28 protein-coding genes are annotated in these 24,983 nt (G+C 61.5%); 16 read left to right on the top strand and 12 right to left on the bottom strand.

Features of this window, described 5'->3' with window-relative positions; all coding sequences use genetic code 11:
• Positions 1-178 precede the first annotated feature (178 nt).
• From Sa4125_RS23815 to repA, 6 genes are all read right to left on the bottom strand, one after another.
• Entirely contained in the window at positions 179-361 is a 183-nt protein-coding gene (locus tag Sa4125_RS23815) for a hypothetical protein (RefSeq protein ID WP_224008321.1), read from the bottom strand.
• A 273-nt stretch (positions 362-634) separates the two neighbouring features.
• The gene (locus Sa4125_RS23810; protein WP_224008317.1) at positions 635-1,870 is read right to left on the bottom strand and encodes a HipA domain-containing protein; all 1,236 of its coding nucleotides are present in this window, start codon (positions 1,868-1,870) and stop codon (positions 635-637) included.
• 34 nt (positions 1,871-1,904) lie between these two features.
• Positions 1,905-2,243: a helix-turn-helix transcriptional regulator gene (locus tag Sa4125_RS23805; protein ID WP_224008570.1), complete on the bottom strand. Its 339-nt coding sequence runs from the start codon at positions 2,241-2,243 to the stop codon at positions 1,905-1,907.
• A gap of 142 nt (positions 2,244-2,385) precedes the next feature.
• On the bottom strand, positions 2,386-3,624 hold the full coding sequence (repC, locus tag Sa4125_RS23800) for a plasmid replication protein RepC (RefSeq protein ID WP_224008567.1): 1,239 nt from the start codon (positions 3,622-3,624) through the stop codon (positions 2,386-2,388).
• Between the two features lie 150 nt (positions 3,625-3,774).
• The gene (gene repB, locus Sa4125_RS23795; protein ID WP_224008564.1) at positions 3,775-4,770 is read right to left on the bottom strand and encodes a plasmid partitioning protein RepB; all 996 of its coding nucleotides are present in this window, start codon (positions 4,768-4,770) and stop codon (positions 3,775-3,777) included.
• Positions 4,771-4,837: 67 nt separating this feature from the next.
• The gene (gene repA / locus Sa4125_RS23790; protein WP_224008585.1) at positions 4,838-6,025 is read right to left on the bottom strand and encodes a plasmid partitioning protein RepA; all 1,188 of its coding nucleotides are present in this window, start codon (positions 6,023-6,025) and stop codon (positions 4,838-4,840) included.
• A 395-nt stretch (positions 6,026-6,420) separates the two neighbouring features.
• On the opposite strand from repA, the gene traI reads away from it, so the two are divergent.
• Genes traI through trbI form a run of 12 tightly spaced genes read left to right on the top strand, consistent with a single transcriptional unit; the run spans position 6,421 to position 16,637 of the window.
• Positions 6,421-7,044 (top strand): acyl-homoserine-lactone synthase TraI, encoded by a 624-nt coding sequence (gene traI, locus Sa4125_RS23785; protein ID WP_224008561.1) that lies wholly within the window; start codon positions 6,421-6,423, stop codon positions 7,042-7,044.
• Positions 7,045-7,063: 19 nt separating this feature from the next.
• Positions 7,064-8,032, top strand: a complete 969-nt coding sequence (trbB, locus tag Sa4125_RS23780; protein ID WP_224008558.1) for a P-type conjugative transfer ATPase TrbB — start codon at positions 7,064-7,066, stop codon at positions 8,030-8,032.
• Positions 8,033-8,051: 19 nt separating this feature from the next.
• On the top strand, positions 8,052-8,393 hold the full coding sequence (locus Sa4125_RS23775; RefSeq protein ID WP_267461386.1) for a TrbC/VirB2 family protein: 342 nt from the start codon (positions 8,052-8,054) through the stop codon (positions 8,391-8,393).
• Positions 8,386-8,685 (top strand): conjugal transfer protein TrbD, encoded by a 300-nt coding sequence (locus Sa4125_RS23770; RefSeq protein WP_224008551.1) that lies wholly within the window; start codon positions 8,386-8,388, stop codon positions 8,683-8,685. The genes Sa4125_RS23775 and Sa4125_RS23770 overlap by 8 nt, the downstream gene beginning before the upstream one ends.
• Positions 8,686-8,695: 10 nt before the next feature.
• On the top strand, positions 8,696-11,161 hold the full coding sequence (locus Sa4125_RS23765; RefSeq protein ID WP_224008548.1) for a conjugal transfer protein TrbE: 2,466 nt from the start codon (positions 8,696-8,698) through the stop codon (positions 11,159-11,161).
• Positions 11,133-11,936 (top strand): P-type conjugative transfer protein TrbJ, encoded by an 804-nt coding sequence (gene trbJ, locus Sa4125_RS23760; protein ID WP_224008545.1) that lies wholly within the window; start codon positions 11,133-11,135, stop codon positions 11,934-11,936. Before Sa4125_RS23765 ends, trbJ begins: the two co-directional genes overlap by 29 nt.
• Positions 11,933-12,115 (top strand): entry exclusion protein TrbK, encoded by a 183-nt coding sequence (trbK, locus tag Sa4125_RS23755; protein ID WP_224008542.1) that lies wholly within the window; start codon positions 11,933-11,935, stop codon positions 12,113-12,115. Before trbJ ends, trbK begins: the two co-directional genes overlap by 4 nt.
• On the top strand, positions 12,106-13,314 hold the full coding sequence (gene trbL / locus Sa4125_RS23750) for a P-type conjugative transfer protein TrbL (RefSeq protein WP_224008539.1): 1,209 nt from the start codon (positions 12,106-12,108) through the stop codon (positions 13,312-13,314). The genes trbK and trbL overlap by 10 nt, the downstream gene beginning before the upstream one ends.
• Before the next feature lie 19 nt (positions 13,315-13,333).
• Complete coding sequence (locus Sa4125_RS23745; RefSeq protein ID WP_224008536.1) at positions 13,334-13,996, top strand: conjugal transfer protein TrbF; 663 nt, start codon at positions 13,334-13,336, stop codon at positions 13,994-13,996.
• Between the two features lie 17 nt (positions 13,997-14,013).
• Entirely contained in the window at positions 14,014-14,862 is an 849-nt protein-coding gene (trbG, locus tag Sa4125_RS23740; protein ID WP_224008534.1) for a P-type conjugative transfer protein TrbG, read from the top strand.
• A 17-nt stretch (positions 14,863-14,879) separates the two neighbouring features.
• A complete protein-coding gene (gene trbH / locus Sa4125_RS23735; protein ID WP_224008532.1) occupies positions 14,880-15,314 on the top strand; it encodes a conjugal transfer protein TrbH in 435 nt (144 codons plus the stop codon).
• A 15-nt stretch (positions 15,315-15,329) separates the two neighbouring features.
• On the top strand, positions 15,330-16,637 hold the full coding sequence (gene trbI / locus Sa4125_RS23730) for an IncP-type conjugal transfer protein TrbI (protein ID WP_224008530.1): 1,308 nt from the start codon (positions 15,330-15,332) through the stop codon (positions 16,635-16,637).
• 27 nt (positions 16,638-16,664) lie between these two features.
• On the opposite strand, the gene Sa4125_RS23725 is transcribed toward trbI, so the two are convergent.
• Positions 16,665-17,498, bottom strand: coding sequence for an IS5 family transposase (locus tag Sa4125_RS23725; protein WP_223999936.1), 834 nt, complete (start codon positions 17,496-17,498; stop codon positions 16,665-16,667).
• A gap of 286 nt (positions 17,499-17,784) precedes the next feature.
• On the opposite strand from Sa4125_RS23725, the gene Sa4125_RS23720 reads away from it, so the two are divergent.
• From Sa4125_RS23720 to Sa4125_RS23710, 3 genes are all read left to right on the top strand, one after another.
• Positions 17,785-18,492, top strand: coding sequence for an autoinducer binding domain-containing protein (locus Sa4125_RS23720; RefSeq protein ID WP_224008527.1), 708 nt, complete (start codon positions 17,785-17,787; stop codon positions 18,490-18,492).
• A 73-nt stretch (positions 18,493-18,565) separates the two neighbouring features.
• Positions 18,566-18,847, top strand: a complete 282-nt coding sequence (locus tag Sa4125_RS23715) for a DUF6516 family protein (protein ID WP_224008524.1) — start codon at positions 18,566-18,568, stop codon at positions 18,845-18,847.
• Positions 18,844-19,203: a helix-turn-helix domain-containing protein gene (locus Sa4125_RS23710; protein ID WP_224008521.1), complete on the top strand. Its 360-nt coding sequence runs from the start codon at positions 18,844-18,846 to the stop codon at positions 19,201-19,203. Before Sa4125_RS23715 ends, Sa4125_RS23710 begins: the two co-directional genes overlap by 4 nt.
• Positions 19,204-19,262: 59 nt before the next feature.
• Here the strand turns inward: Sa4125_RS23710 and Sa4125_RS23705 are convergent, their stop codons facing one another.
• The 3 genes from Sa4125_RS23705 to Sa4125_RS23695 are packed head-to-tail and all read right to left on the bottom strand — an operon-like array spanning position 19,263 to position 21,293.
• On the bottom strand, positions 19,263-19,886 hold the full coding sequence (locus Sa4125_RS23705) for a conjugal transfer protein TraH (RefSeq protein ID WP_224008518.1): 624 nt from the start codon (positions 19,884-19,886) through the stop codon (positions 19,263-19,265).
• Between the two features lie 11 nt (positions 19,887-19,897).
• Entirely contained in the window at positions 19,898-21,052 is a 1,155-nt protein-coding gene (locus Sa4125_RS23700) for a conjugal transfer protein TraB (RefSeq protein ID WP_224008515.1), read from the bottom strand.
• 1 nt (position 21,053) lies between these two features.
• Positions 21,054-21,293 carry a S26 family signal peptidase gene (locus Sa4125_RS23695; protein ID WP_224008512.1) on the bottom strand — a complete coding sequence of 80 codons (240 nt, stop codon included), beginning with the start codon at positions 21,291-21,293 and terminating at the stop codon, positions 21,054-21,056.
• Positions 21,294-21,428: 135 nt separating this feature from the next.
• Here Sa4125_RS23695 and Sa4125_RS23690 point away from each other — a divergent pair.
• A protein-coding gene (locus tag Sa4125_RS23690; protein ID WP_223999062.1) for an IS3 family transposase occupies positions 21,429-22,582 on the top strand; the annotation gives its coding sequence in 2 pieces (ribosomal slippage) (positions 21,429-21,693 and positions 21,693-22,582; 1,155 coding nt in all).
• Here Sa4125_RS23690 and istB read toward each other — a convergent pair.
• Positions 22,545-23,366 (bottom strand): IS21-like element helper ATPase IstB, encoded by an 822-nt coding sequence (gene istB / locus Sa4125_RS23685; RefSeq protein ID WP_224008509.1) that lies wholly within the window; start codon positions 23,364-23,366, stop codon positions 22,545-22,547. The genes Sa4125_RS23690 and istB overlap by 38 nt on opposite strands.
• The gene (gene istA / locus Sa4125_RS23680; RefSeq protein ID WP_223998973.1) at positions 23,356-24,888 is read right to left on the bottom strand and encodes an IS21 family transposase; all 1,533 of its coding nucleotides are present in this window, start codon (positions 24,886-24,888) and stop codon (positions 23,356-23,358) included. Before istA ends, istB begins: the two co-directional genes overlap by 11 nt.
• Positions 24,889-24,983 lie beyond the last annotated feature (95 nt).

Here is a 24,983-nt window from a genome sequence, read left to right as displayed (position 1 = left end):
AGGTTTTGTGTTCCCAAGGATCACGGAAGCAGCCCATCCCCCGCCGCCGAGACCGGACGGGAGCAAGGGCGCGGAAAGAGCCAGGATCGCGGGGAACCCGCCTTGCCTGGCCCGCGGCGAAGCCTCCCTTGCTGCCGCCCGGACGCCGGTGGCAGCCGACCGCAAGGGCGATCCCGGCTCAATGAGCCGGGCCGAACTCGAAGGGATCGTATTCGACGAGCGTTTCGACATCGGCGCCGCCCAGCTCGTCAGTCGGCAGGACGGCGAATTCGCCGTCGACCCGGAAGAGCGTGACCGGCACCATCAGCGTGCGGGAGAGTGCGAAAGCGTGTGATTGTGCGAGGGAAAGATCGTGCGACATCTGAGGGCTCCACCTGGGAGCGAGGCCGATCCCCGCTCGATGGCTCCGTCAGTGTCCTCACCCGGCCGCGATCACCGCGAAGGCGAAGCCAAGTGGCCGCACGCTAGCGTAGCGGACCCCTTGCGGGTTGATCGTGGAAGGCCGGGTGTGGACCAGGAAAGCCATCCCCAAAGAGCGGGGTCGGACTCGGTCCAAGGTGGTCGGCATCCACCAGCACGTCTTTCGCATATTCAGTCATCAGCGCCAAATCAGCTATCGGGCGTTCGCATCGCGCTATGTGACAAGATCTGCGATCTGCGCGGGCGCATTTTCGAAAATGACCGGATTGAGAAATTGCCGGCGCCACATCACGTTGCGATCGACCACGCTCAAACCGGCATCGTCACAAACCGTGGTCCAGCGGTCGACAATCGTGAGAATCTGTTTTTCGATCAGGTGCAATGCCTCATCCGCGCGAAGCCGAAACATCGGGGCCGCGGCAAGACATGTGCTTAGCCGGCTTCGCCGATCCTGCCCCATGATCAGCATGGCCTGGCTCGCCTCGTTCCCCGCACGACCCTGCGGACATATGTCGTAGGCGGGCGTCAGGCTGAGCGACTTGCCGTTCCAGAAAGCCGCGTGATTGCGGGCATGGTCATCGGTATTGCCGCAGAGAATGTTGAAGACTAGGCGCGCATAGAGCTCGCGAAGGGTTTTTGTCGGCTCGGGGAAACGACGGCGGATGATTTCGGCAAAGTCTTCGTAGCTGGCATAACGGGCCATCATCTCATCAAGGCCGAACAGCGTCAGTGCCGACACCATGGCCTTTCGCCGCCATCCTTCGGAAGAGACCTCCCGGTCGAAGCGTTCGACGAGAAGGACGTCCTTGCCGGCGGCCGAGACGAGACGCACAGCGGCAACGTCGAGGCCGCACGCCGCGGCAAGCCGCATTGCGACGAACTCACCTTTCACGACGTTGAACACGTCGGTCCGGGAAGAGAATTTGGCGATCGACTTGGACGTTCTCTCCTCGATCATCGCCTTCGGGCGCGCGCCGCCGAGGGAACTCCCGTGGAACAACGCCAGATCGAGTTCGGGAGTGATCGGCTGACCGGATTCGACGCGTTCCGCAGAGGTCAGGAGTTCCTCGAGTGACGCGGCCCTCGTCTCTCGCGGCACGTAGTCTGTCGCCGATCTCTGAAAATCCAAAGCGCCGATCCGGTCGGAACCGGAGTCGAGGAGGTAGGTGAGTTCGTCGAGCTGCCCGATATCGATGTCGCCGCGTTTTGAGCCGAACCGCCGGTTGACGATGACGCGGCGTCCCCAGGCATCCGAGGCGGCATCCCGGATCGCGCTCGGCATCGAGAGGCCAGCCGGCAGCGGCAGCTCACCCGGCTCCAGCGGAAGCTCCGGCAGATAGAGGGGCACTGCATCGGCTCGCGCGAGATAACCGCGGCCATAGTTGAAGACGAGGCGCACTCCGTACCGGGCAAGCCGGCCCGCGACGACGGGCTTGATCGCTCCCGGCATCCAGAACCAGACATAGGCCTCATCGTAGCCCATGTCAGAAGTCGTCCTTCACGGGCCGCTGCACCGGTCGCGCGGTCTTGGGAAGCAGCGTCAGGATATGGGCATTCGCGGCCAGACGATCCGTCAGTCCACGGTGATCGATACCGAAAAGCGGAATGCCAAGGACAGCCGCCGCCTCGAACACGGCGCCTATCGCGCAACCGAGATCGCCGCGCTCGATCCGTTGAAGAAGCCCACGCGATATGCCGACGCGTTCGGCAAGATCGTCGGCCGTCATTCTCTGCTCGAGGCGCGCCATGCGAATCTGCTGGCCCAAAAGAGCCGCGGCCTCCTGGGTGACCTTGGAGTAGGCCCGTTCTGCAGGCTTTGCCATCGACCCATTCCTCCCACTCTCCAAATGAACGAGGTTCAGATACCAGATTGGTCTATAAATAGCGCATAAAGTTGAATCCCGTCAAATTTGTAGATCGCAAACGTGAGCTGGCGATTTGAGCAAACCCGCTTCCATTGGCAATTCAAGCACTGCGCAGACTGCCAGGGTCGGCCTTGCGCTTTCGAAGAAGCGCCATCAACACCGGGCCGAGCGAGAATTCGCCGGCCCGCACCCTCCCCGTCAGGCTGCGCAGATAGCCACCCGCCGAACTGATGCTCTCACCACGCTGGAGAATGGCCGCGAGCACGATCGCCGCCTCCACCTCGCCCATGACGGTGCAGGCATCCTCCCAGGCGCTGGCGCTAATCCCCAGCATCGGGCGGACGACGGCAACGGTCGCCACCAGATCGCGCCAGTTGCCGATCCCGCCCTTGGCGTAATCCGATATGTCGGGGCAGGCCTGCAGCACCATGGCCAGCGGAAAGGTCTTTTCCGGCATCAGCTGCGTTTGTGGGTCTGGCTCGGCTTTTGCCCCGTCGCTTATTCGAGAGCGAGGTTCAACTTCAATAAATGGTTCTGGATTTGAATTCTGTTTGTGCCGCCCGGAATGGGACTCATTGGCGCCCGGATTCTGAGCTTTAACGTGCATTTCCAGAATGTTGAGCACTTCATCGGCGAGGAGTGAGAGTTCCTGGGCCGCGCGTTCGACCTGATAGCGGGTCGCGTTGCGCGGAATGCCGTTGATGATGGCTCTGAACATGAGGTGGACCTCTTGCCAGTCAGCAGGCCCCTGCCCGTCCCTACGCGTCGGGACGTCTTCTTCGAGACCTGTCTCGATCATTTTGGCGATGTCTCGCCGACAGATGCTGACGCGCTCGCGGGCAAGTTTCAGCGCGCGATCCTCGGCGAGGATCTCTTCAGCAAGGCGTTCGAACTCTTCGGCGCGGGCGACGATCGGAGCTAGGTCGAAGCCGAAGGCCAACTCGATGTCCCCTCCCCTCCCCTTTCGGGCGTAGCGCTTGCCGTTCGGACTGTCGCGCCGGACGATGACGCCGGCGTCCACCAGGACCGCCAAATGCCGGCGAAGCGTCGACGGCGCCATGCCGTGAGCGCGAAGCGAAAGCTGGTCGTTCGACGGGAAGACGACGAGGTTGTCGCCCGACAGGACGGTTTCGGGGAAGAACGTCAGTAGGGCGTTCAGGACGGACAGAGCCCGTTCGGTGACGCCGATCCTATCTTTCGCGGTACAGATCGACCGGAAGATCTGCCACTTGTGCGTCGAGGCTTCCGGCTCTCGTTCCTTTGCAGACATCTGCGCTGCCACATGGGCAAGCGATAGCGTTCGCCGCCCAAAGGGCGTCGTTGACATGTGCGGTTCCATTCTCTCTCACCTATCGTTAGGCAAAAGAAACCTGCTCGCCGAAAGAGCGCCAAAAATTCTTGACTGTTGATTCGGGAAATGCGATTCTCTGGCTGTCACACGTCGAGAAGGGCTTCCGGAATTTTTTCGGGGGCCTTTTTCTTTTGCGGCTCAATCTCCGTCGTTTGTTGACTTGTCCTGTCTGAAGGCCTCGTAAAGCTGGCCGAGGTGATCAGTCAGGTATTGACCGAACGCAGTCGCGTCCGTTCCCTTAGCCTTGAGTGCTAAAGTGAACCTTTTTCCATCTGCTACGATTTCGGCTGCCAATCGACCATCGCTAGCCGACCACTTGTCTTTCCTCGGCAGCGACTTTGCGCGCGAATGCGCCTTCGCCTCTTTGACTCGAGATAGAAGAATACTGAATCGCTCGTCACTCGAATGAGACGAAAAATGCGGGTCGTTGACGGCAGTCAACGCTGACTCGAGATTTGCTGGTTGCTCCAGCAAAAGCTTCAACTCGTACCATCGATCTCTGCCGATTGCTTTTGCTGGACCAATAGCAGTTAGAACTTCAGCAGGGAGAGACGCTACGGAGAGCATCTTCGAAAGCGTCGCGCGATCAATCGACAGCGCCGCTAACACAAGACCATTATCTTCATCGTATCTTAGCCGAGCAAGGTTTCCGGCAAAGAAAGCCTTTTCGATGAAAGAGAGATTGGCACGCGCGGAGTTCTCCTGCCCCTGCGCAACAACATGCTCGGTATCTTTCATTTCCTTTACGACCGCACGAACTTGCCGTCCAAGAGCTTTTGCTGCGAGCAGTCGACGGTGGCCGAAAACGACCATATATCGACCGCCCTTCGACGGATGTGGTCGCACCAAAATGGGTGAATCTTGACCACGCTCACGGATGGCGTCGACCAAATCGTTGAATTCTTGCTCGTCAGCAACAAGCCGATCTTTGACAAAGGAGGGGTCGACCACGTCCGGGTTGAGGTCAATGATCGTCTCCCCCTGAATTAATTTGTCTGCTCGAGTCGCCATTTCGTCGATAGAGCTGAGGAGCGATCGCGAGGCTCCCTTCATGGCATAGTCCAAGGCAGGTTGTGCCACCTCAGGTCTCTGTCCCTCATCAAGGAGAGTGGCAAATGGATTCTTGCGGGCCACTATATGTGTTCCTATGGGTAGTGCTTTGAAACGAATACGATTTTAGCAATTTTGACGGCCGTCAACATCACTGCCTACCCCATGCTTGATGAATGAGCGCCTGTATCTCGAAGTTTACGGCGTCCATACACTCGATCGCCCGATCGTATGTGTCGCGATTAAAGTTCGCCCGCTCCACCTCGTAAAGCGTCTGCTTCGTCAGTCCCGCGTCTGAAATCGCTGTCGACTTGACCATTGGGCTCTTTAGAATCTCCTCAGCTAAGATCGATTGCATAAAGCCAAGCATCTGAGCCTGAGGTATGTCCATTGGCTCGTACCGAGTTATCAGATATCTAAGCCAGTCCATATTGACGTTGGCACCAACCTTTTTGATCGTCCGAGTAATGTTGCCAAGCATGAGTAAAAACTGGCTCATGGACATCAGATCCAGCATTTGAGGGTGGACGGTGATCAGGACAGAAGTTGCCGCCGTCAGCGCGGTAAGCGTCAAATAACCAAGCTGCGGTGGACAGTCGATAATGACGACGTCATACGTATCATCGACTTCGGCGAGCGAAGTTCCTAACCGCGTGAAAAAGCGCTTTCCCTCCTGCGAGGTCTGCATTGCTAGCGGAGTGTCGTATTCATACTCCTGAAGTTCTAGATTCGCTGGCACAATGTCGAGCAGCGGAAAATTGGTCGGCAGGATAATATCCCTGATCGGCTTTCTCTCGTCGTCGTACCTAAGAGCATCATACAGCGATGAATTCTGATCAATCTCTGGCTGAAAACCATGAAGAGCAGAAAGAGAAGCCTGTGGATCAAGATCCACTGCCAGCACGCGGTGCCCGGTCAGTGCCAGATGCTGTCCAAGATGAGCTGTCGTTGTTGTTTTCCCTGAACCGCCCTTAAAATTGACGACCGCTATGACCTGAAGTTTCTCACTGCCTTTTCGCTGTGGGACATATTTCTTCGCATCGGATCGACCATTTTTGTCGAGATAATGCCTAAGCTCGATCATCTGCTTGGCATCGTAGAATCGCCTACCACCACTGACAACCAGGGGCTCGGGTCCTTTGCCTTCGAGATGAAGCCTCTTCAAATTATTAGGACTGACGCCCAGGTAATGAGCCACCTCCGCCATAGCGAATCGGCGAAGCGTTTTCTTGGCATCCGGCGGAAACTTCTCCTGCCGCAGTTGATCAAGCTTCCGGGAAATCTCGGCTCCCTGCGCCAAAATCTTATCGTCAAATTCGAAGGATGGAAGCGAGACCATGATTGAGATGTTCACCACATAATAGCGCCAGAATGGCCCTATTGGCCCGTCTGGCGCTATTATGTCTGATTTCCGATTACCCGCAAGGAGATTAGGGTTAACAAGTCCTTAAGACACGCGAGGTTCAGCCCACTGAGCGAAATTCGAAAGGAGTGTCTTTCTCGTTTTATTTCAATTGCTTACTCGGTGTTCTGCCAGTATTTTTTACGTTCAAACGACCCCGCTAATTAACGAGGTCATGCAAGGCTGCTCGGTGCGAGTTTTATCGGATCCCCGAGGTAATCAAGCCGGTATAGCCCGACTCACTCGTTGACCCCCCGTTAATTCGACAGTCCACGCCCCGATTCCATCCGTGCTCATTCCGCTCCGACGACAAACCGACGGAGCTTTCACGAATGCAGGCACTTGCCATTCACGCCACAGAACGGGACGCCCACTGCGCGGTCATTGATGAGACACATCGACTTCGGGCGCGCGTCTTCGCCGATCGCCTCGGCTGGGACATTACGACGAGAAGCGGCTGCGAGAAGGATCGTTTCGACGAGTTGGACGTGACCACCATCGTCGCCCTGACGGACGACGGCGTCGTTGCCGGCTGCGCCCGTCTCCTGCCGGCAACCGGCCCGACCATGGTCGCCGATGTCTTCCCGCAGCTGCTCGACGGCAAAAACCTCGAAGCCCATGACGGTATGATCGAGAGCTCGCGATTCTGCGTCGATACCAGCCTCGCGACGACGCGAGGGAAGTCGCTGCACGAAGCGACGCTCACGATGTTAGCCGGCATTATCGAGTGGTCGATTGCGAACCACTACTCGGAGATTGTGACCGTCACGGATACGAGGTTCGAACGGATACTCAGCCGCGCGTCCTGGCCGTTGCAGCGTATCGGCCAGCCTCGCATGATCGGCGAGGTGATGAGCGTCGCTGGCACGCTGCCCGTCGACCGGGCGAGCTTCCTCCGCGTTCGGTCGCCTCGCTACCGATCCGAGATCGCCGGCCTCCAAAAGATCGCAGCCTGACGGACGGATGGAGGATCCCATGGTTCAACTCCGTTCGCATCCGCGGCTCGTCCGCAAACTGCAGGAAGCGCTGGGCGACCAGCTCTGCGCCGCGCTCGACGACCCGACGGTCGTCGAGGTGATGCTCAACCCGGATGGCCGGCTGTTCATCGAACGGCTGGGGCAGGGGATCGGCGCCGCCGGCAGCATGAGCACCGGGACAGCCGAGATCGTCATCGGCAGCGTTGCTCACGCGCTTCGATCCGAGGTAGACGAGGAAAGGCCGATCGTTTCCGGCGAGCTGCCGATCGGCGGCCATCGTTTCGAGGGCCTGTTGCCGCCCATCGTCGGATCCCCGACCTTCACCATCCGAAAGCGGGCCTCGCGGCTGATTTCTCTCGATGCCTATGTGGTCGCTCGGATCATGACGGAAGAGCATGCCGCCGTCATTCGCAACGCGATAGCATCGCGCCTCAACATCGTCATCTCCGGCGGCACCGGATCGGGCAAGACGACGCTCGCCAACGCGGTGATCGCGGAGATCGTCGCGTCCGCTCCGGAGCACCGGCTGGTGATCCTCGAGGACACGACGGAGATCCAGTGTTCGGCCGAGAACGCCGTGTCGCTGCACACCAGCGATACGATCGACATGGGACGGTTGCTCAAATCGACCATGCGCCTTCGGCCCGACAGGATCATCGTTGGCGAGGTCCGCGACGGCGCGGCGCTAACGCTGCTGAAGGCGTGGAACACCGGCCATCCCGGCGGCATCACCACGATCCACGCTAACAGCGCGATCTCAGCGCTTCGCCGGCTTGAGCAGCTGACGGCGGAAGCGAGCCAGCAGCCGATGCGTGAAGTCATCGGCGAGGCGGTCGATCTCATCGTCTCGATCGAGCGGACAGCCCGCGGCCGGGAAGTGCGCGACATCCTCCACGTCGAGAGCTTCGCCGGCGGCCAGTATAGAACCGAGACCTATCCCCGAAAGGACGAGCGCCATGTCGCGTAAGCGGACGATTATCCCCGTCATGGGCGCGCTTGCGCTCGGGCTCCTTACGCTCGAGCCGGCGCTGGCAGCCGGCGGCGGCGGCGGACTTCCGTGGGAAGGACCACTGCAGCAGATCCAGGAATCGATCACCGGGCCCGTCGCGGGTTTCATCGCGCTCGCGGCCGTCGCGGTCGCCGGCGGCATGCTGATCTTCGGCGGCGAGCTCAACGATTTCGCGCGGCGGCTGATGTATGTCGTGCTCGTTGCCGGCATCCTTCTCGGCGCCACCCAGATCGTCGCACTGTTCGGCGCGTCGGGTGCCTCGATTGCATCTCTCGGGGAGAGCCTTGCCGACAGGGCAGGGGAGTTGGCTCTTGGCTGACGCCGGCTCCAACCTGCGGCGCAACCGTATCCACCGTGCATTGTCGCGGCCGAACCTCCTGATGGGGGCGGACCGCGAGCTGGTGCTCGTGACCGGTTTGGCGGCCGCGATTCTGATCTTCGTGGTGCTGACGGTCTATTCGGCCCTTTTCGGGATAGCGGTCTGGATCGTGGTCGTCGCCGCGCTGCGCATGATGGCGAAGGCCGATCCAATGATGCGTCGGATCTATGCCCGCCACATCACCTATCGGCCGCACTACAGGGCGACCTCGACGCCCTGGCGCCGGTACTGAGGCGGACACGATGGTCGCTCTTCGTGCCTTTCGCCATCTGGGACCGTCCTTCTCGGACCTCGTGCCGTATGCCGGCCTCGTCGCCAATGGCGTCATCCTCAACAAAGACGGCTCGCTGATGGCCGGCTGGTATTTTGCCGGGCCGGACTCGGAGAGCTCCACCGACAACGAGCGCAACGAGGTGTCGCGGCAGATCAACACGATCCTGTCGCGCCTCGGCTCGGGCTGGATGATCCAGGTCGAGGCCGTCCGCATGCCGACAATCGACTACGCCACTGCCAGCGACAGCCACTTTCCCGATCCCGTGACGCGGGCAATCGACGCGGAGCGCCGCGGGCATTTCGAGCGGGAGAGCGGACATTTCGAAAGCCGTCATGCTCTCATTCTCACCTATCGGCCGCCGGAGCGGCGGAAGTCGGGCTTGGCCCGCTATGTCTATTCGGACCCCGAAAGCCGCTCGGCGAGTTTCGCCGACACGGCACTCGAGACCTTCGAGACTTCGGTCCGCGAGGTCGAGCAATATCTCGGCAACGTTCTGTCGATCCGCCGCATGATGACGCGAGAGGTCGAAGAGCGGGGCGGCTTCCGGATCGCCCGGTATGACGAGCTCTTCCAGTTCATCCGCTTCTGCATCTCGGGCGAGAACCATCCCGTTCGCCTGCCGGAGATCCCGATGTATCTCGATTGGCTGGCGACAGCCGAGTTCCATCATGGTCTGACGCCGATGGTGGAGAACCGCTTTCTCGGCGTCGTCGCGATCGACGGTTTTCCGGCCGAGAGCTGGCCCGGCATTCTCAACTCCCTCGACCTGATGCCGCTGACCTATCGCTGGTCGAGCCGCTTCCTGTTCCTCGACGATCAGGAGGCCCGGCAGAAGCTGGAGCGCACACGGAAGAAGTGGCAGCAGAAGGTGCGTCCCTTCTTCGACCAGCTCTTTCAGACCAACAGCCGCTCGATCGACCAGGACGCGGCGCTGATGGTAGCGGAGACTGAGGACGCGATCGCCGAGGCGTCGTCGCAGCTCGTCGTCTATGGCTACTACACGCCCGTCATCGTCCTCTTCGACGGGTCGGAGGCACGTCTGCGCGAGAAGGCGGAAGGCGTCCGGCGCCTCATCCAGGCCGAAGGGTTCGGCGCGCGGATCGAGACCTTGAACGCGACCGAGGCTTTCCTCGGCAGTCTGCCGGGGAACAGCCATGCCAACATCCGCGAGCCGCTGATCAGCTCCCGCAATCTCGCCGACCTCATACCGCTGAATTCGGTCTGGTCGGGAAGTCCAGCGGCACCGTGTCCGTTCTATCCGCCGGCGTCGCCGCCGCTGATGCAAGTGGCGAGCGGCACGACGCCGTTCCGGCTGAACCTTCACGTCGACGATGTCGGCCATACGCTGGTCTTCGGTCCGACCGGCTCGGGCAAGTCGACGCTGCTGGCGCTGATCGCCGCGCAGTTCCGGCGATATGCCAGCGCGCAGATCTTCGCCTTCGACAAGGGCCGCTCGATGCTGCCGCTGACGCTCGCCGCGGGCGGCGACCATTACGACGTCGGGGCAGGGGAGGGGGATCGCGCGCGCAACGGCGCCGCGCTGTCTTTCTGTCCGCTTGCGGAACTCCACTCGGATGGCGACCGAGCCTTCGCAGTCGAATGGATCGAGACGCTTGTGGCGCTTCAAGGCGTCACGGTGACGCCCGACCATCGCAATGCGATCTCGAAGCAGGTCGAGCTGATGGTGGTGGCCAGGGGACGCTCGCTTTCCGACTTTGTTTCCGGTGTTCAGATGCGCGAGATCAAGGAAGCGCTCCACGCCTACACCGTCGACGGACCAATGGGTCAGCTTCTCGACGCCGAGACGGACGGGCTGTCGCTCGGCTCCTTCCAGACCTTCGAGATCGAACACCTCATGAACATGGGCGAGCGCAATCTCGTGCCGGTCCTCACCTACCTGTTCCGCCGGATCGAGAAGCGTCTCACCGGCGAACCCAGCCTGATCATTCTCGACGAGGCTTGGCTGATGCTCGGCCATCCCGTCTTCCGCGACAAGATCCGCGAGTGGCTGAAGGTTCTGCGCAAAGCGAACTGCGCCGTGATCCTCGCGACGCAGTCGATCTCCGATGCCGAGCGTTCCGGCATCATCGACGTCCTGAAGGAATCCTGCCCAACGAAGATATGCCTGCCGAACGGCGCGGCACGCGAATCCGGCACGCGGGAGTTCTACGAGCGGATCGGCTTCAACGAGCGGCAGATCGAGATCGTCGCGACTGCTATTCCGAAGCGGGAATACTACGTCGCCTCGCCTGACGGCCGCCGTCTGTTCGACATGGCGCTCGGCCCCGTTACGCTCTCCTTCGTCGGCGCTTCGGGACGGGAGCATCTGAAACGCATCACCGCATTGGAAACGGAGCACGGGGCGGAATGGCCGGCTCGCTGGCTCGTAGAGAGGGGGATCGGCAATGCCGAAGCACTTCTGGCAAGGTCGTAGGGCAACTGTCGCAGCGGCGGCGCTCATTTCGATGATCCTGCCGGCGACCGACGTCCACGCAGGAGCCGCGACCGGCGAGGCGACGGAATGGACGCAGATCCTGAACAATGGGGAGCTGGTCAGTCTCGTCGGCAAGTCGGCCGAGCAGGTCAACAATCAGGTGACACAGATCACCCAGCTCGCCGAGCAGATCCAGAACCAGCTCCGGATCTACGAGAACATGCTGCAGAACACGGCTCGGCTTCCTCAGCAGGTCTGGGGCGAGGTCGAGAACAATCTCGGGCGTCTGCAGGACCTCGTCGGCGGAGGGCAGGGGATCGCGTTCTCGATGGGCAATATCGACGACGTGCTCGGCCAGCGCTTTCAGAGCTATTCCGACTTGAAGGCGAACCTGCCGGACGGTGAGACCTTCTCGTCGAGCTACCAGAATTGGTCCGAGACGAACCGCGGCACCATCGCCGGCACGTTGAGGGCGGCGGGCCTGACCGCCGAGCAATTTTCGTCGGAGGAATCGACGATGGGCCAGCTCCGCTCGATGTCGCAATCCTCGGATGGGCAGATGAAAGCACTACAGGTCGGGCATCAGATTGCCGCCCAGCAGGTCGCCCAGATGCAGAAACTGCGCGGGCTCGTCTCCCAGCAGATGACCATGATGGGGACCTGGTACCAGTCGGAGCAGGCCGACAAGGACCTGGCGCAGGCGCGGCGAGAGAAGTTTTTCAACGCCCCGCTTCCGAGCGTCCGCGGTGGCCAGATGATGGAGCCACGCTGGTGAGCCGGCACGTTCTCGTCCTGGCGATTATTGCAGCGACCACCGTGATCACAGCCTTCGCCTTTTGGCTCAACGTTTCAGCGCCAGTCGAAAAGCAGCGTCAGCAGGCTCGCGACTTCTTCGGCGGAGACCCGGAGCGGTCCGTCCGAGGCGGGCAGGAGATGAAGCCCCGATGGAACTGACAAAATTTGGGCAGCTCAAGAAGCTTCAGATCTGCTGGCTTGCGACAGCGATAGTGCTGCTCGCGTCGTTTCCCGCCGTCGCCCAACAGGGCGAGGTCCTGACCAACCTCGAAAACCAAGTGGTCACGGCCGCGCGCGGCTGGGAAACGACGGTGTTGCAAGCGGCGCGCTCGCTGTTCTGGATTCTGGCCGGCATCGAAGTCGGCATCGCCGCCGTTTGGCTCGCGATCCAAGCAGCTTCCCTCGACAGCTGGTTCGCCGAATTGGTGCGGCGGATCATGTTCATCGGCTTCTTCGCGTTCGTACTCGAGCAAGGCCCCGATTTCGCAAAGTCCGTCGTCGACAGCCTGTTTCAGATCGGGGCAGGGGGCGGGTCCGCATCGCCGGCCAACATTTTCGACGCCGGCATCAGAGTCGCCTCCAAGATGTCGGAGCAGGCGCAATTCGGGCTGTTCGAGGACAATTCGCTGGCGATCGCCGCGGTCTTCGCGATGGTCGTGGTCGTCATCTGCTTCTCGCTGGTCGCGGCAATCTTCGTCTCGGTGATGGTCGAGATGTATGTCGGTCTGCTCGCCGGCATGATCATGCTCGGCCTCGGCGGCTCATCCTTCACCAAGGACTTTGCGATCCGCTATCTCGTCTATGCCTTCTCCGTCGGCATGAAGCTGATGGCGCTCGTCATGATCGCCCGTATCGGCTCCGAGGCTCTCCTTGGCCTTTCCGAAGCTCCGACCGCGACGTCGGACCAGTTTATCACCTCGCTCGCGATCGGCGGCATCTCCGTCGTCGTCTTCATCATCTCGATGTACGTGCCGAACATCGTCCAGGGTGTCGTGCAAGGCGTTTCGGTAACCGGCGGCATGGAGGTCATCCGACACGGCGCGCAGGCCGCCTCCTTCGCCGCCGGCGCCGCGAGCTTAGCTGCGGGCGGCGCGAAAGCCGGGGCAGGGGCCTTCTCGAATGCTCGAAGCGATGGGTCGTCGATGGGGGCGGCGGCGCTGAAAGGCATGACCGCAGGCGTCGGCTCGGCCTCCGGCGCACTCGCCTCTGCCGCCAAGGACAAGGCGATAGGCATGCCGGGCGCCTATGGCTCCTCCACGCTCGGCCTTGCCAACGCCAAGCTCGACCAGAGCCGGCAGAAACAATCCGCATCGTCGTCTGGAGGGGGCGCAAGCCCTTCCTCCGGACGCGGCAAATAACATGGAGGCCGAGGCTGGAATGGTATCGCGCGACGCACCCGAGAACCCTTACCTCGCCGCTCGTCAGGAATGGAACGAGCGATATGGCAGCTATATCCGGGCGGCGAGCGCCTGGCGTGTCGTCGGCATCACCTCGATGGCCATGGCAGTTATCGGCTTCTCTTACGCGCTCTTGCAGTCCACACAGGTCAAGCTCGTTCCCTACATCGTCGAGGTCGACAAGCTTGGGACCGCCGTCAGTGCCGGGACGCCGCAGCAGATCGAATATGCCGATCCTCGGGTCGTGCGCGCGACGCTCGGCGGCTTCGTTAGCAATTTCCGCTCGGTGACGCCCGATACCGTCGTCCAGAAGCAATACATCGACCGAACCTACGCGCTGCTCAGGACATCGGATCCCGCGACCGAGAAGGTCAACGCCTGGTTCCGCGGCAACTCCCCGTTCGAGAGGGCCAAGACGGCGACGATCGCCATCGAGGTCAACAATATCGTCGCCCTCTCCAACCAGTCCTACCAGATCGACTGGACCGAATTCGAGCGTGACCGAAAGGGCAAGGAGACAGCGGTGCGAAGGTTTCGCGGCATTGCCACCGTCACTCTGACCCCGCCTCAGGACGAGGGCGTCATCCGTCTCAACCCGATCGGTCTCTATCTCAGGGATTTCGACTGGACCGCCCAGCTTTGAAAGGCGCGCCTTTTCCCATGAACCAGATTTTTGCTCCGTCTCGGGCGGCGTCCGTGTCGGCGGCCGTCGCCGTTATACTCGGTGGCGCGACCTTGCTCCTTCCCTCTGTCGCGCACTCGCAAGGCATGACAGCCAACGAGGCCAAGGGGACAGGTCTTTCCGGACAGTGGCGAGGCGGCCGAGGTCTCGTCACTAAAGGGCCGGACGGCAAGGTGATCTTTCTCTATGGCGAGGTCCAGCCGTCCATCGTCTGCTCGCCGTTGCAGGTCTGCGACATCGAGCTTCAGGCCGGCGAGGTCGTTCGCGACGTGCTCGTCGGCGACACCGTTCGCTGGAAGGTCGAGCCAGCGACGTCGGGCGCGGTCGGCGGGCAGGCGATCCACCTTATCGTCAAGCCATCGGAGCCCGACCTAGTGACATCGATGGTCGTGACGACCTCACGCCGCACCTACCACATCCAGCTGAAGTCCCATGCCAGCGAGTACATGGCACGGGCCGGCTTCGAATATCCGGAAGATGTGTCGGCCAAGCTTGCCGACGTCAACGCACGCATCGAAGCGAGCACGATCCCCGGCGCCGGCGTCCCCGCCGAACGGTTGAACTTCTCCTATCGTCTGAGCGGCCGTGCCCGGTGGAAGCCGACCCGCGTCTATTCCGACGGGACAAAGACCTACATCCAGTTTCCGTCCTCGCTGTCGGGCGAGGACGCGCCGGTGCTCTTCGTCGTCTCCGGCGGCGAGAACCGCATCGTGAATTACCGCATGAAGGAGAACATGATGGTCGTCGACTATCACGTCGACCGGGCCGTGCTCGTTTCCGGCGTCGGCTGGAAACAGGAAAAGATCACCATTCGGAGGGGAGGGTGATGCGAAAAATCTCTCCGATGCTTCGTTTTGTGTTCGCGGCTGGCCTCGCCATTTCGCTCAGTGCCTGCCAGAGCGTCGGGACCGGCGGCGTCATTGCGAGCTCGGCACCGACCGAGCTCTCCGCGCCCGCCGCAAGCGCCATCGCCGGCGACATGGTCAGCCGGTTTGCAGAACAGGCCGGGCCAGGAACCGCGACCATCGTCCTGAAGCCAGACGGCTCGCCCTTCGGCCAAGCGCTCGAGGCGTCGCTCAAGGGCTGGGGCTATGCCGTGGTGACCGACCAGAAGACCGATGCCGAAAAAACGATCGCGCTCGCCTACGTCATCGACGCCCATGAGGGCCAGGTCCTCGCGCGTCTGTCCACGCCGCAAGTCGATCTCGGGCGGGCGTACACGGCGACCGCGACGGGGGCGGCGCCGACAAGCCCGCTCTCGGTCATGCGGCGCGGCTGAGGAAGGGCAGGGGATATGGCTCAATCGCTGAAGCTCGGCGGTCAGAACGACAACTCGTCTCCGAAGATCCGTCGCCTGAACCGGCTGCCGATCATCATCGCGATCGTTCTCGTGGTGCTGTTTTTCGCGGTGATCATCTATGGGCTGAGCTCGCGAGAGCTGTATTTCCAGGGCGATCCTGGAATGGGCGCCGGCTCGGGCGGCAATCCCGCCTCGACCTATGCGGATCAGCTCAAACGCGGCATCGGCGACGGCATCATCGGCGATCCGGCGGAAGCCCAGACGTTTCAGCCGGCGCCCCCTGCAGTGACGACAAACGAGCCGCTTCCGCAGTCGCCGCCTTCCGCACGAGATCAGCCGCCGCCGGCGGCCGCAAATTCGTCGGCATCGGATCTCGAGCCGGAGGCTGTCTGGCGGGCACGTCTCGATCGTGAGCAGCGCGAGCAGCTTCTGCGGGAGCGGCACCGCCAGCAAATGGCTCGGCTTCAGGCGAACGCAGCAGCCTACGATTCACCGCTCGGCGTCGATGTCGGCTCAACGTCGCCGGACACAGGGGAGGGCGCAGGTGCCGGCTCTGTTGGCGAAAGGCAAGGAGGCGCCACCGACCTCTATTCGGCAGCCTTGAGGGCCGGCCTTGGCGGGCAGACCGCCGACCAGAACAAGCAAGCGGCGAAAGAGGACTTCCTGAATCAGGATCTCAAGGACCTCGGCTACTTGCCGAACGGCGTCGTACAGCAGGTCTCGCCCTTCGAGCTGAAGCGCGGCTCGGTTATTCCAGCAACCCTCGTCACTGGAATCAACTCCGACTTGCCGGGCCGCATCACCGCGCAGGTCAGCCAGAACGTCTTCGACAGCGCGACCGGCCACCGGCTGCTTGTGCCGCAAGGAACGAAATTATTCGGCCGCTACGATTCCAAGGTCGTCTTCGGTCAGAGCCGTGTCCTTATCGTCTGGACCGACATCATTTTCCCCAACGGCTCGACGCTGCAGCTCGGCGGCATGGCCGGGACGGATGCCGCGGGTGATAGTGGCTTCAGCGACAAGGTCGACAACCACTACTTCAAGACCTTCGGCTCGGCTGCGCTTCTCGCCGTCATCGGCGCGGGCATCGACATGGCCGTGCCCGAAAGCTCGACACTGGCAACGCAGGACACTTCTTCGGATGCGGCGCGGCGGAATTTTGCCGAAACGTTCGGGCGGGTTGCGGAGCGGATCATCTCCAAGAACCTCGATGTTCAGCCGACGCTGGAAATACGGCCAGGCTATCGGTTCAACGTCCTCGTTGATCAGGACATCGTTTTTCCAAGCGCGTACAGAGAATAGGCTCTAAGAGCCCGATTCAGAAGTTTCTCAAGCGTAGCAATATCTTGCGGTTCGCCGGGTAAGCATGCGGATGGAGGCGATCAGCGCCCATGCGGTTGAAGAGGAGACGGAAGTTTCCCAGTCTTTTGCGAGGCGGCGGCATCGTCCGAGCCACGCGAAAGTGCGCTCGACGACCCACCGTCGAGGCAGGATCTCGAAGCCTTTGGCGACATCTGATCGCTTGATGATCTCGATGGTCCAGTCGCCATGGCGGGCGATCGCGTCGCGCAGTTTCTGCCCGGCGTAACCGCCATCGGCGAAGACATGGCGCAGCCACGGGAAACGCCGGCGTATCGCCTTGAGCACATCGACGGCGCCGTCCCGGTCTTGAATATCGGCGGCATGCACGAGAATCATGACCAGGAAGCCGCAGGTGTCGGTGAGGATATGGCGCTTGCGGCCCTTGATCTTCTTGCCGGCGTCATAGCCGCAAATCCCGCCGCTTTCCGTGGTTTTGACCGACTGGCTATCGATGACACCGGCACTGGGCGAGGCTTCGCGTCCTTCGATTTCGCGCAGGCTCATGACCAGCGCCATGTTGATCGCATCGAACAGACCGGCATCGCGCCACGCGTAAAAATAGCGCCGCACCGTCGAAACCGGCGGAAAGCATTTGGGCAACAGCCGCCATGCACATCCGCTCGATGCGATGTAGAGCAAGGCGTTCACAACTTCGCGCATGTCCGCCGAGCGGCGCCGCCCTCCGCGTTTCGCGGCTGGGATAAACGGAGCCGTCACCATCCACTCCCGATCCGTCATATCGCTTGGATACCGCAACCCCTCCCGGCTATGCTCGCGCCGGGCAATACCAGACCATGCCATCGTTCACTCCATCTCCTCGCAAAGACGGCCTGAATCACAACATACTGGTATTGCTCAACAACTTTCGGATCGGGCTCTAAGACGGCAAACGCGGTGGCCTCCTCCACGCCCCAACGTTGGCACGTTAGAGTTCTTCCATTTATCTTGGGTTGCAGGAACGTGCGCCATCGTTTACGTCGCCCGTCCTGATTCCGGGGACGCCTTTACAACGTGAGAGGGCCTCCGAGGAGAAACGTGATCTGCCGCCCCCATGCGGTGTACTGCCAAGAATGCCGGAGAAACCACGTTGGACGAAAAGTTTCAGGCCTTGATCGATGCCATCGACAACGCGCGCGAAGAGCGCGCCGTCCGCAACGCCCTCAAGAGTTTTTGCACGCTTTGTGGTTTCGAGCGATATTCGTACCTCCATGTCAATTCGACGGAAACCTCGGCGCTGACCGACTACCCGGCCGAATGGCAGACCCAATATCTGCAGAACGCCTATGTCAGAATCGATCCCGTCGTGACAACCGCCAAGCGATCGCGACGGTGCTTTGCTTGGTCAGCTGAAGATGGGACGGCACGGAGAGAACCGGCCGAGATCCGGCACTTTTATAAAGAATCGATCAAGTTCGGAATTCGATCTGGACTGTCGATACCAATCCGCACGAGTTTCGGCCGCACGGCGATGCTGACGCTCGCCTCGAACGAAACGCGCGCGGACATCGACGCGCTTCAAGACCCAATCCAGGCCGCGCTTTCGGTTGCCTATGTTCACATCCATCTCAATCTCATTGCCGCCTCGGCGTTGGTAACGCCCGAGATTGCGCTCTCACCGCAGGAAGCGACGTGCCTCAGCTGGTCCTCGCATGGCAAACCAATGAACGTCATTGCCGATATTCTCGGCCTCAGCCCGCGGACGGTGCAGTTTCATCTAAACGCCGCTCGTTACAAACTCGGCGCTTGCAATCTTCAGCATGCCGTCCGGATCGCTTTGCAGAAGCAGCTCATTTGAATAGTTGGCGACGGCTCCACCTCGATGCGTTGTTATCATTGACAACAGGCAATCCGCTGTTATTGATAACAACATGAAGGCGTTGCTCATTGAGAAATCCCGAACCGTTCTCAGCGAGAATGCCTTCTTCGAGGTCGTGTTGTGGCATTTGCCGGTTCCCGTGCCAGGGAGTTCTCATCCGTTCAAGTATCGGTTGGCGCTCATCGTCAGTGGCGATTGTGTCCTGCGATACGACAACGAGCGCGGCAAGGGCGATCATCGTCATATCGATGGGCGGGAAGAGGCGTTTTGCTTCACCACGCTGGAAGGGCTGTTCGAAGCGTTCGAGGCGGATATCGAGAGGATTATGCGATGAGGACATTGATGGTCAGGATCGGCGGAATGGCAGATGCCAAGGCGCGGTTCGTCAAAGCCGGCGCGGATGCCCTGAAGGGCGATCCGATTGCGGCGACGCCGACTCTGAATTTTGCCAGCTATGACGACATGCACCGGGTGCTGGCGCCCGCTCGTCTTGCCATCGTCAGGGCCTTGGCGGGACAGGAGCCGATGGCCATCCGCGAGGTCGCCCGCCGGATCGGACGCGACATCCAGGCCGTCCACCGGGATGTCACGACGCTTCTCAATGCCGGCGTCATCGACAGATCAGACGGCGGCATCACGGTTCCCTACGATCGGATTCATTTCGAGTTCGATGTCAGCGCGGCAGCGTGATTCAGAGGAGTGATCCATACAGTAGATCGCCGAACCTGGTGACCTGATCCGGCCACGCGTCATTCGCCGACGCCAATTCCCGAGAGGTTGATGCGGATACCCGCGCTGTTTGCATCGTCTCCGTCAAGGAGCACTTCGCCGACAGCCTTGAGGTCGCGTTCTCGATCGTGAGGCAAGGGTTGATCTTCTGGCGCGGTGCTCGCGTGGGCATCATCGTTCTCGGATTTACCGTCAGGTTCTACCGGGTCGGTTCCAGTAAACACCGCCTTGCCTCGATAGGAGCCGGTCCGCCAAGCAACAGCGGCATGCTCGAACACCGTTTCGGGCGATGCTTCCGATCTCATTTCGACGATCCGGTAGACCTTGCCGAACAGCGCCGTCCCGAGGCGGACATTGGCGCAGGCATCGACGAGATCCGGCGAGACCTCCGATGCCTCCGAGATGCCGAAGCCGGCGGGATATTGCGTGACCCCGACGCGCACGACGGCATATCCGACATAGTGCCGGACAAGATCCAACGCCTCGGCCGCGGTCTTCGGCGCGGGCACGAGGATCACTCGATTGCCGGCCCGGACAGAGATGGCCAGCGGGTCGAGAGAACCGGCCGCTGCGACAAATTTTTCCACGATCGCAGGCGGCAGCGCGGAATCGGAGCATTCGTGGATGAGGGCCGCGTCGATCATGATGATGTCCTTCAGCGGTTGAACGCCATTACCAAGGGCAAATCGAACAGCCGCGCAAAGGCCTGCGTGTTCGCCCGCTGGATTTCGGCAATGGACGTGCCCGAGGTCCACCAGCCGTTGCCGGTCGCGACGATGACGTCCGGCGCGTGGAGCATCGACTGGAGGAACGGCCAGACAAGCAGTTGCTCGTAGCAGATGAGCGGCGCGACGCGACGACGCCCGATCGATGCAATCGGGTTGGCGAACACATGGGCTCGCGCTCCGCCCGCTTTTCCCATCCATCTGCGCCAAGGCTGCCACATCGAGACCGGCACCGGCATTCGCTCGCGATAGAGGATGTCGGCGCGACTGGCCGTGATCGTCAGCATGACGTTATCGTAGCCGGCAGGATCGACGATGGCGGCTCCGGCAATAACTGTGAGTTCGTTTCCTGCGAATGCTTCTTTCCAAAGGTTTTCGACCGTCGATGTCCAAAGGCCCGCGGCGCTCTCGGGCAGGACGACAACGCTGGCGTTGCCCGTGGCCGCTGCCTTCGCGAGGCGGATCGTCTCGACTTGCCTGGCGTAACCGGCGGTGTCCGCCGCAGTATTTCCTAAGTGGGTATCGAGGCCGATCCACCCATTCGGCGCGTCCGACTTCGTCCAATTCACGTCCGACCAGACAGCCAAGCCTGCGATGATCATGGCAGCGACTGGCCAGCGTCTCGTCGTCATGACAAGCATTAGGATCGCGGTGGCTGCGAGGCCGCCCCAACCCGAGCCAGGAAACACCATCCCGGCCGCCGTGATCGGATGGGCCCAGCCGACAATGCCGAAGGGCGGGACGCTCATCAGGATGGCCGCCAGCGCATAGCGGTGTGGCCGCCCACATCCCGGCCGTTTCGTCCAGAGCGCGGTGTGGACAGCGACAAAGGTCAGGGATGCGGCGAGCCAGAGCGCCAAGCCGAGGCCGAATTGCGTGCCGTAGAAATTTGCGACGCCTTGCGGCAGACCCCGCGATGCCGCGAGGAAATAGGCCATCGAAACCGCAGCAGCGCAGGTCCGCGACGGTGCGAACGCCCACAGCGCTGGGAACAACAACGCCAGCGGAAGCGTCAGCGGATTTCCACTCCAGGCGATCGCGCCAACAAGCGACGCACCGATGACAAGGGATACGGACCGCAGCAACTCAGCGAACCATTGTGAGGATCGGCCGAGCGAGGCCGCGGAGACCGTCGGTCGGGATCGGCCCGAAGTAGCGGGAGTCATACGAGCCTCCAAATGCCGAGTGAAGGAACAGGTGGCCGGCAGGAACGGCGCCGCTCGGAAAGGCGACAAGCTGCCTGCCCTCGGCATCGGTGCGGCGAAGGTCGGAACGATCGAGCGGCTGTCTGTTGATTTCCACCCGGAACTGACCCGGGTTTTCCATCGAGAATTGACCCGGCTCTGAGTTATGCTGAGTGGGTCATGTGTGGGTCAAGGCATGTGCGCTTTCCTTCCTCTTGCGGGTGGCTGGACTTGCCCCGGAAAAGTGGAGAGTTCTCAATGAGGCATGAGGAACTCCATGGCGAAGACACAGCGACGATTTACGAAGGAATTCGAGGAGGAAGCCGTCCGTCTGGTTGAGACGAGCGGCCGGACGCAGCGCGAGATCGCGGAGGACCTTGGCGTTGGGCTATCGACACTGCGGCGCTGGATCGACAAGCGGCGCGACGCCTTGATAGAAAGCCCGCCTCCCGACCGCGTCGAGGACATGGCTGCGGAGATGAAGCGGCTGCGGCGGGAGAATGAGATCCTTCGTCAGGAGCGTGGCATCCTGAAGAAGGCGATGGCTTTTTTCGCCCGGGAGGGAAGTCGGTGAGGTTCGAACTCATCGATGCGGCGAAAGAAGAATTCCCCGTCCAGCGTCTCTGCAAGGTCCTCGGCGTCAGCTCGAGCGGCTATTTTGCATGGAAGGATCGACCGGCCTGCCGCCGGCAGCAGCGCGACATGGTGCTTCTGGCGCATGTCCGCTCGGCGTTTCGGTTGTCGAACGGCACCTATGGGAGTCCTCGCATGCGGCATGAACTCCAGGCCGAGGGGATCGCTATCGGGCGCCGTCGGACAGCGCGCCTGATGCGCGAGAACGGCCTCAAGGCCCGGCAGAAGCGGCGGTTCAAGCGAACGACGGACAGCCTGCACGCCTTCCCGATCGCGCCGAACCTCCTTGATCAGGACTTCGCGACCGAACGCCGGGACGAGAAGTGGGGAGCCGACATCTCCTATGTTTGGACGCGAGAGGGCTGGCTGTATCTCGCCGTCGTCATCGACCTGTTCGCCCGGCGCGTCGTCGGCTGGGCCGTCAGCGATCGTCTACACAAGGAGTTGGCTCTCGAGGCGCTCCGCAAGGCCCTCGTCCTGCGCCGCCCGAAAACCGGCCTGATCCATCATTCTGACCGCGGCAGCCAATATTGCTCGATCGACTATCAGGCCGAGCTACGCAGGTACGACGTGCTGATCTCGATGTCCGGCAAGGGCAACTGCTATGATAATGCGATGGTCGAGACCTTCTTCAAGACGTTGAAATCCGAGCTGGTCTGGCGCACCGTCTTCCAGACCAGGACCGAGGCGAAGGCGGCCATCGGCCGCTACATCGACAGCTTCTACAACCCCGTCCGGCGCCATTCCGCGCTCGACTTCATCAGCCCCGTCCAGTTCGAACGACTGGCCGCCGCGTAATCAAAACGCTCTCCACTAAAAGGGGGCAAGTCCAGGCGGCGTCGGTGCTGGCTCTGAAGCGGAAGCTGTCATTTCCAGTCTCCAGGATGTGGCAACGATGTGTGAGGCGATCGAGCAGCGCGGTGGTCATCTTGGCATCGCCGAAGACGGTGGCCCATTCGCTGAAGCTCAGATTGGTCGTGATGACGACGCTGGTGCGCTCGTAGAGCTTGCTCAGCAGGTGGAAGAGCAGCGCACCGCCTGAGGCACTGAATGGCAGGTATCCAAGCTCGTCCAGGATCACGAGATCGAGACGGACGAGGGTCTCGGCCAGTTGGCCGGCTTTGCCCTTGGCTTTCTCCTGTTCGAGCATGTTGACGAGTTCGATGGTCGAGAAGAACCGAACTTTCCGGCGATAATGCTCGACGGCCTGAACGCCAAGGGCGGTCGCGACATGGGTTTTGCCCGTGCCCGGCCCGCCGATCAGCACGACATTCTCCATTCCTTCGATGAACTCGCAGCGATGGAGCTGGCGCACCGTGGCCTCGTTGATCTCGCTGGCTGAGAAGTCGAAGCCCGCCAGATCCTTGTAGGCCGGGAAGCGTGCTGCCTTCATGTGATAGGCGATCGAGCGCACCTCGCGTTCCGCCATCTCGGCCTTGAGGAGCTGCGTCAGGATCGGCACGGCGGCTTCGAAGGCAGGCGCGCCTTGCTCAATCAGGTCGGTGACGGCCTGGGCCATGCCATACATCTTGAGGCTGCGCAGCATGATGACGACGGCGCCGCTGGCGGGATCATGACGCATGGCGGCCTCCACTCCTGCGGGCGCGCAAATCGTCGTAGCGCTCGACATTGGCCTTGGGCTCTCGGCGCAGCAGCAGCGTTTGCGGCGTGTCGATGGCCGGGCCGTCGATCGTCTTTCCGTCGATCAGACGGTGCAGGATGTTGAGCACGTGGGTCTTGGTGGCGACCCCCTCTGACAGTGCCAGCTCCACTGCGGCCAGCACCGCCTGCTCATCATGGTGCAGGACCAGGGCAAGGATATCGACCATCTCGCGATCGCCACCGGGCCGTCGCAACATCTGATCCTGCAATCGCCGGAAGCCTGACGGCAGTTCAGCGAAAGGAGCACCGTTGCGCAGCGCGCCGGGCTTGCGCTGGATCACCGCCAGATAATGATGCCAGTCGTAGATCGTTCGCGGCGGCAGATGATGCGATCGCTCGATCCGCCGTTCATGCTCGCACAAGATTTGCCCCTCGGCCGCAATGACCAGACGATCCGGGTAGACACGGAGGCTGACGGGCCTGTTCGCAAAAGAAGCCGGCACGCTGTAGCGGTTGCGTTCGAAGCTGATCAGGCAAGTAGGCGAGACGCGCTTGCTCTGCTCGACGAACCCGTCGAAGGCAGGCGGTAGCGACATCAAGGTGGGCTGCTCTTCGGCCCAGACATCGGCGACGGTCCCGGCAAGACGGCCATGTGGGATCTCCCGCCAGAGCTCCAGACAACGCTGCTCGAGCCAGGCATTCAGCGTGGCGAGATCGGGAAAGTTCGGCATCGGCTGCCACAGACGCGGCCGCGCATCCTGCACGTTCTTCTCGACTTGCCCTTTCTCCCAACCAGAGGCCGGATTGCAGAACTCCGGCTTGAAGACATAGTGGTTTGTCATGGCGAGGAAACGCAGGTTGATCTGGCGTTCCTTGCCGCGTCCGACGCGGTCTACCGCCGTTCTCATGTTGTCGTAGATGCCGCGCTCAGGCACGCCGCCGAAGACGCGGAAGGCGTGCCAATGAGCGTCAAACAGCATCTCGTGGGTCTGGAGCAGATAGGCACGGACGAGGAACACTCGGCTGTGCGCCAGCTTGATATGCGCGACCTGAAGCCTGGTGCGGTCGCCGCCGATCACCGCATGGTCCTCGCTCCAGTCGAACTGGAAGGCTTCGCCGGGGCGGAAAGACAGGGGAACGAAGATGCCGCGCCCTGTCGTTTGCTGCTCGCGCTGCCGCTCCGCAAGCCATTCGCGGGCGAACGCGGCCACACGGTTGTAGGAACCGGTGAACCCGAGAGCGACGAGATCTGCATGCAAGTGCGTCAAAGGCCGGCGCTGCTTACGTGACTTTGATGCTTCGGCCTTCAGCCAGGCTGCAAGCTTGTCGGAGAACGGGTCGAGCTTGCTCGGCCGCTCCGGCACCGAGAACTTCGGCTCGATCGTGCCGGCCTTCAGATACTTCTTGATGGTGTTCCGCGAGAGCCCGGTCCGCCTGGCTATCTCTCGGATCGGTAGCTTCTCTCGCAAAGCCAAGCGGCGGATGACGTTCAAAAGTCCCATGTAGATCACTCCATTGTCCCCTCGCTCGCCGCGCTCGGGGAAAGGTCACATGGGTCAAATCTCAGTGGAAATCAGGCGCTGTCCCGGGTCAGTTC

The organism is Aureimonas sp. SA4125 (assembly GCF_019973775.1).
Classification (GTDB): domain Bacteria; phylum Pseudomonadota; class Alphaproteobacteria; order Rhizobiales; family Rhizobiaceae; genus Plantimonas.
Note: the sequence above shows the minus strand (reverse complement) of the source record. Positions and strands in the feature narration are given on the sequence as shown.

What these genes read in the sequence shown, in the direction of transcription:
- Sa4125_RS23745 (WP_224008536.1), top strand. Translation starts at nt 13,334, where the DNA reads ATGGTATCGCGCGACGCACCCGAGAACCCTTACCTCGCCGCTCGTCAG.
- trbB (WP_224008558.1), top strand. Translation starts at nt 7,064, where the DNA reads ATGGTTCAACTCCGTTCGCATCCGCGGCTCGTCCGCAAACTGCAGGAA.
- trbI (WP_224008530.1), top strand. Translation starts at nt 15,330, where the DNA reads ATGGCTCAATCGCTGAAGCTCGGCGGTCAGAACGACAACTCGTCTCCG.
- Sa4125_RS23765 (WP_224008548.1), top strand. Translation starts at nt 8,696, where the DNA reads ATGGTCGCTCTTCGTGCCTTTCGCCATCTGGGACCGTCCTTCTCGGAC.
- Sa4125_RS23710 (WP_224008521.1), top strand. Translation starts at nt 18,844, where the DNA reads ATGAGGACATTGATGGTCAGGATCGGCGGAATGGCAGATGCCAAGGCG.
- trbL (WP_224008539.1), top strand. Translation starts at nt 12,106, where the DNA reads ATGGAACTGACAAAATTTGGGCAGCTCAAGAAGCTTCAGATCTGCTGG.
- Sa4125_RS23805 (WP_224008570.1), bottom strand. Translation starts at nt 2,243, where the DNA reads ATGGCAAAGCCTGCAGAACGGGCCTACTCCAAGGTCACCCAGGAGGCC.
- traI (WP_224008561.1), top strand. Translation starts at nt 6,421, where the DNA reads ATGCAGGCACTTGCCATTCACGCCACAGAACGGGACGCCCACTGCGCG.
- Sa4125_RS23715 (WP_224008524.1), top strand. Translation starts at nt 18,566, where the DNA reads ATGAAGGCGTTGCTCATTGAGAAATCCCGAACCGTTCTCAGCGAGAAT.
- trbH (WP_224008532.1), top strand. Translation starts at nt 14,880, where the DNA reads ATGCTTCGTTTTGTGTTCGCGGCTGGCCTCGCCATTTCGCTCAGTGCC.
- istB (WP_224008509.1), bottom strand. Translation starts at nt 23,366, where the DNA reads ATGCGTCATGATCCCGCCAGCGGCGCCGTCGTCATCATGCTGCGCAGC.
- Sa4125_RS23810 (WP_224008317.1), bottom strand. Translation starts at nt 1,870, where the DNA reads ATGCCGGGAGCGATCAAGCCCGTCGTCGCGGGCCGGCTTGCCCGGTAC.
- Sa4125_RS23725 (WP_223999936.1), bottom strand. Translation starts at nt 17,498, where the DNA reads ATGGCATGGTCTGGTATTGCCCGGCGCGAGCATAGCCGGGAGGGGTTG.
- repA (WP_224008585.1), bottom strand. Translation starts at nt 6,025, where the DNA reads ATGGTCTCGCTTCCATCCTTCGAATTTGACGATAAGATTTTGGCGCAG.
- Sa4125_RS23775 (WP_267461386.1), top strand. Translation starts at nt 8,052, where the DNA reads ATGGGCGCGCTTGCGCTCGGGCTCCTTACGCTCGAGCCGGCGCTGGCA.
- trbJ (WP_224008545.1), top strand. Translation starts at nt 11,133, where the DNA reads ATGCCGAAGCACTTCTGGCAAGGTCGTAGGGCAACTGTCGCAGCGGCG.
- Sa4125_RS23815 (WP_224008321.1), bottom strand. Translation starts at nt 361, where the DNA reads ATGTCGCACGATCTTTCCCTCGCACAATCACACGCTTTCGCACTCTCC.
- trbG (WP_224008534.1), top strand. Translation starts at nt 14,014, where the DNA reads ATGAACCAGATTTTTGCTCCGTCTCGGGCGGCGTCCGTGTCGGCGGCC.
- repC (WP_224008567.1), bottom strand. Translation starts at nt 3,624, where the DNA reads ATGGAACCGCACATGTCAACGACGCCCTTTGGGCGGCGAACGCTATCG.
- Sa4125_RS23695 (WP_224008512.1), bottom strand. Translation starts at nt 21,293, where the DNA reads ATGGAAAACCCGGGTCAGTTCCGGGTGGAAATCAACAGACAGCCGCTC.
- Sa4125_RS23705 (WP_224008518.1), bottom strand. Translation starts at nt 19,886, where the DNA reads ATGATCGACGCGGCCCTCATCCACGAATGCTCCGATTCCGCGCTGCCG.
- istA (WP_223998973.1), bottom strand. Translation starts at nt 24,888, where the DNA reads ATGGGACTTTTGAACGTCATCCGCCGCTTGGCTTTGCGAGAGAAGCTA.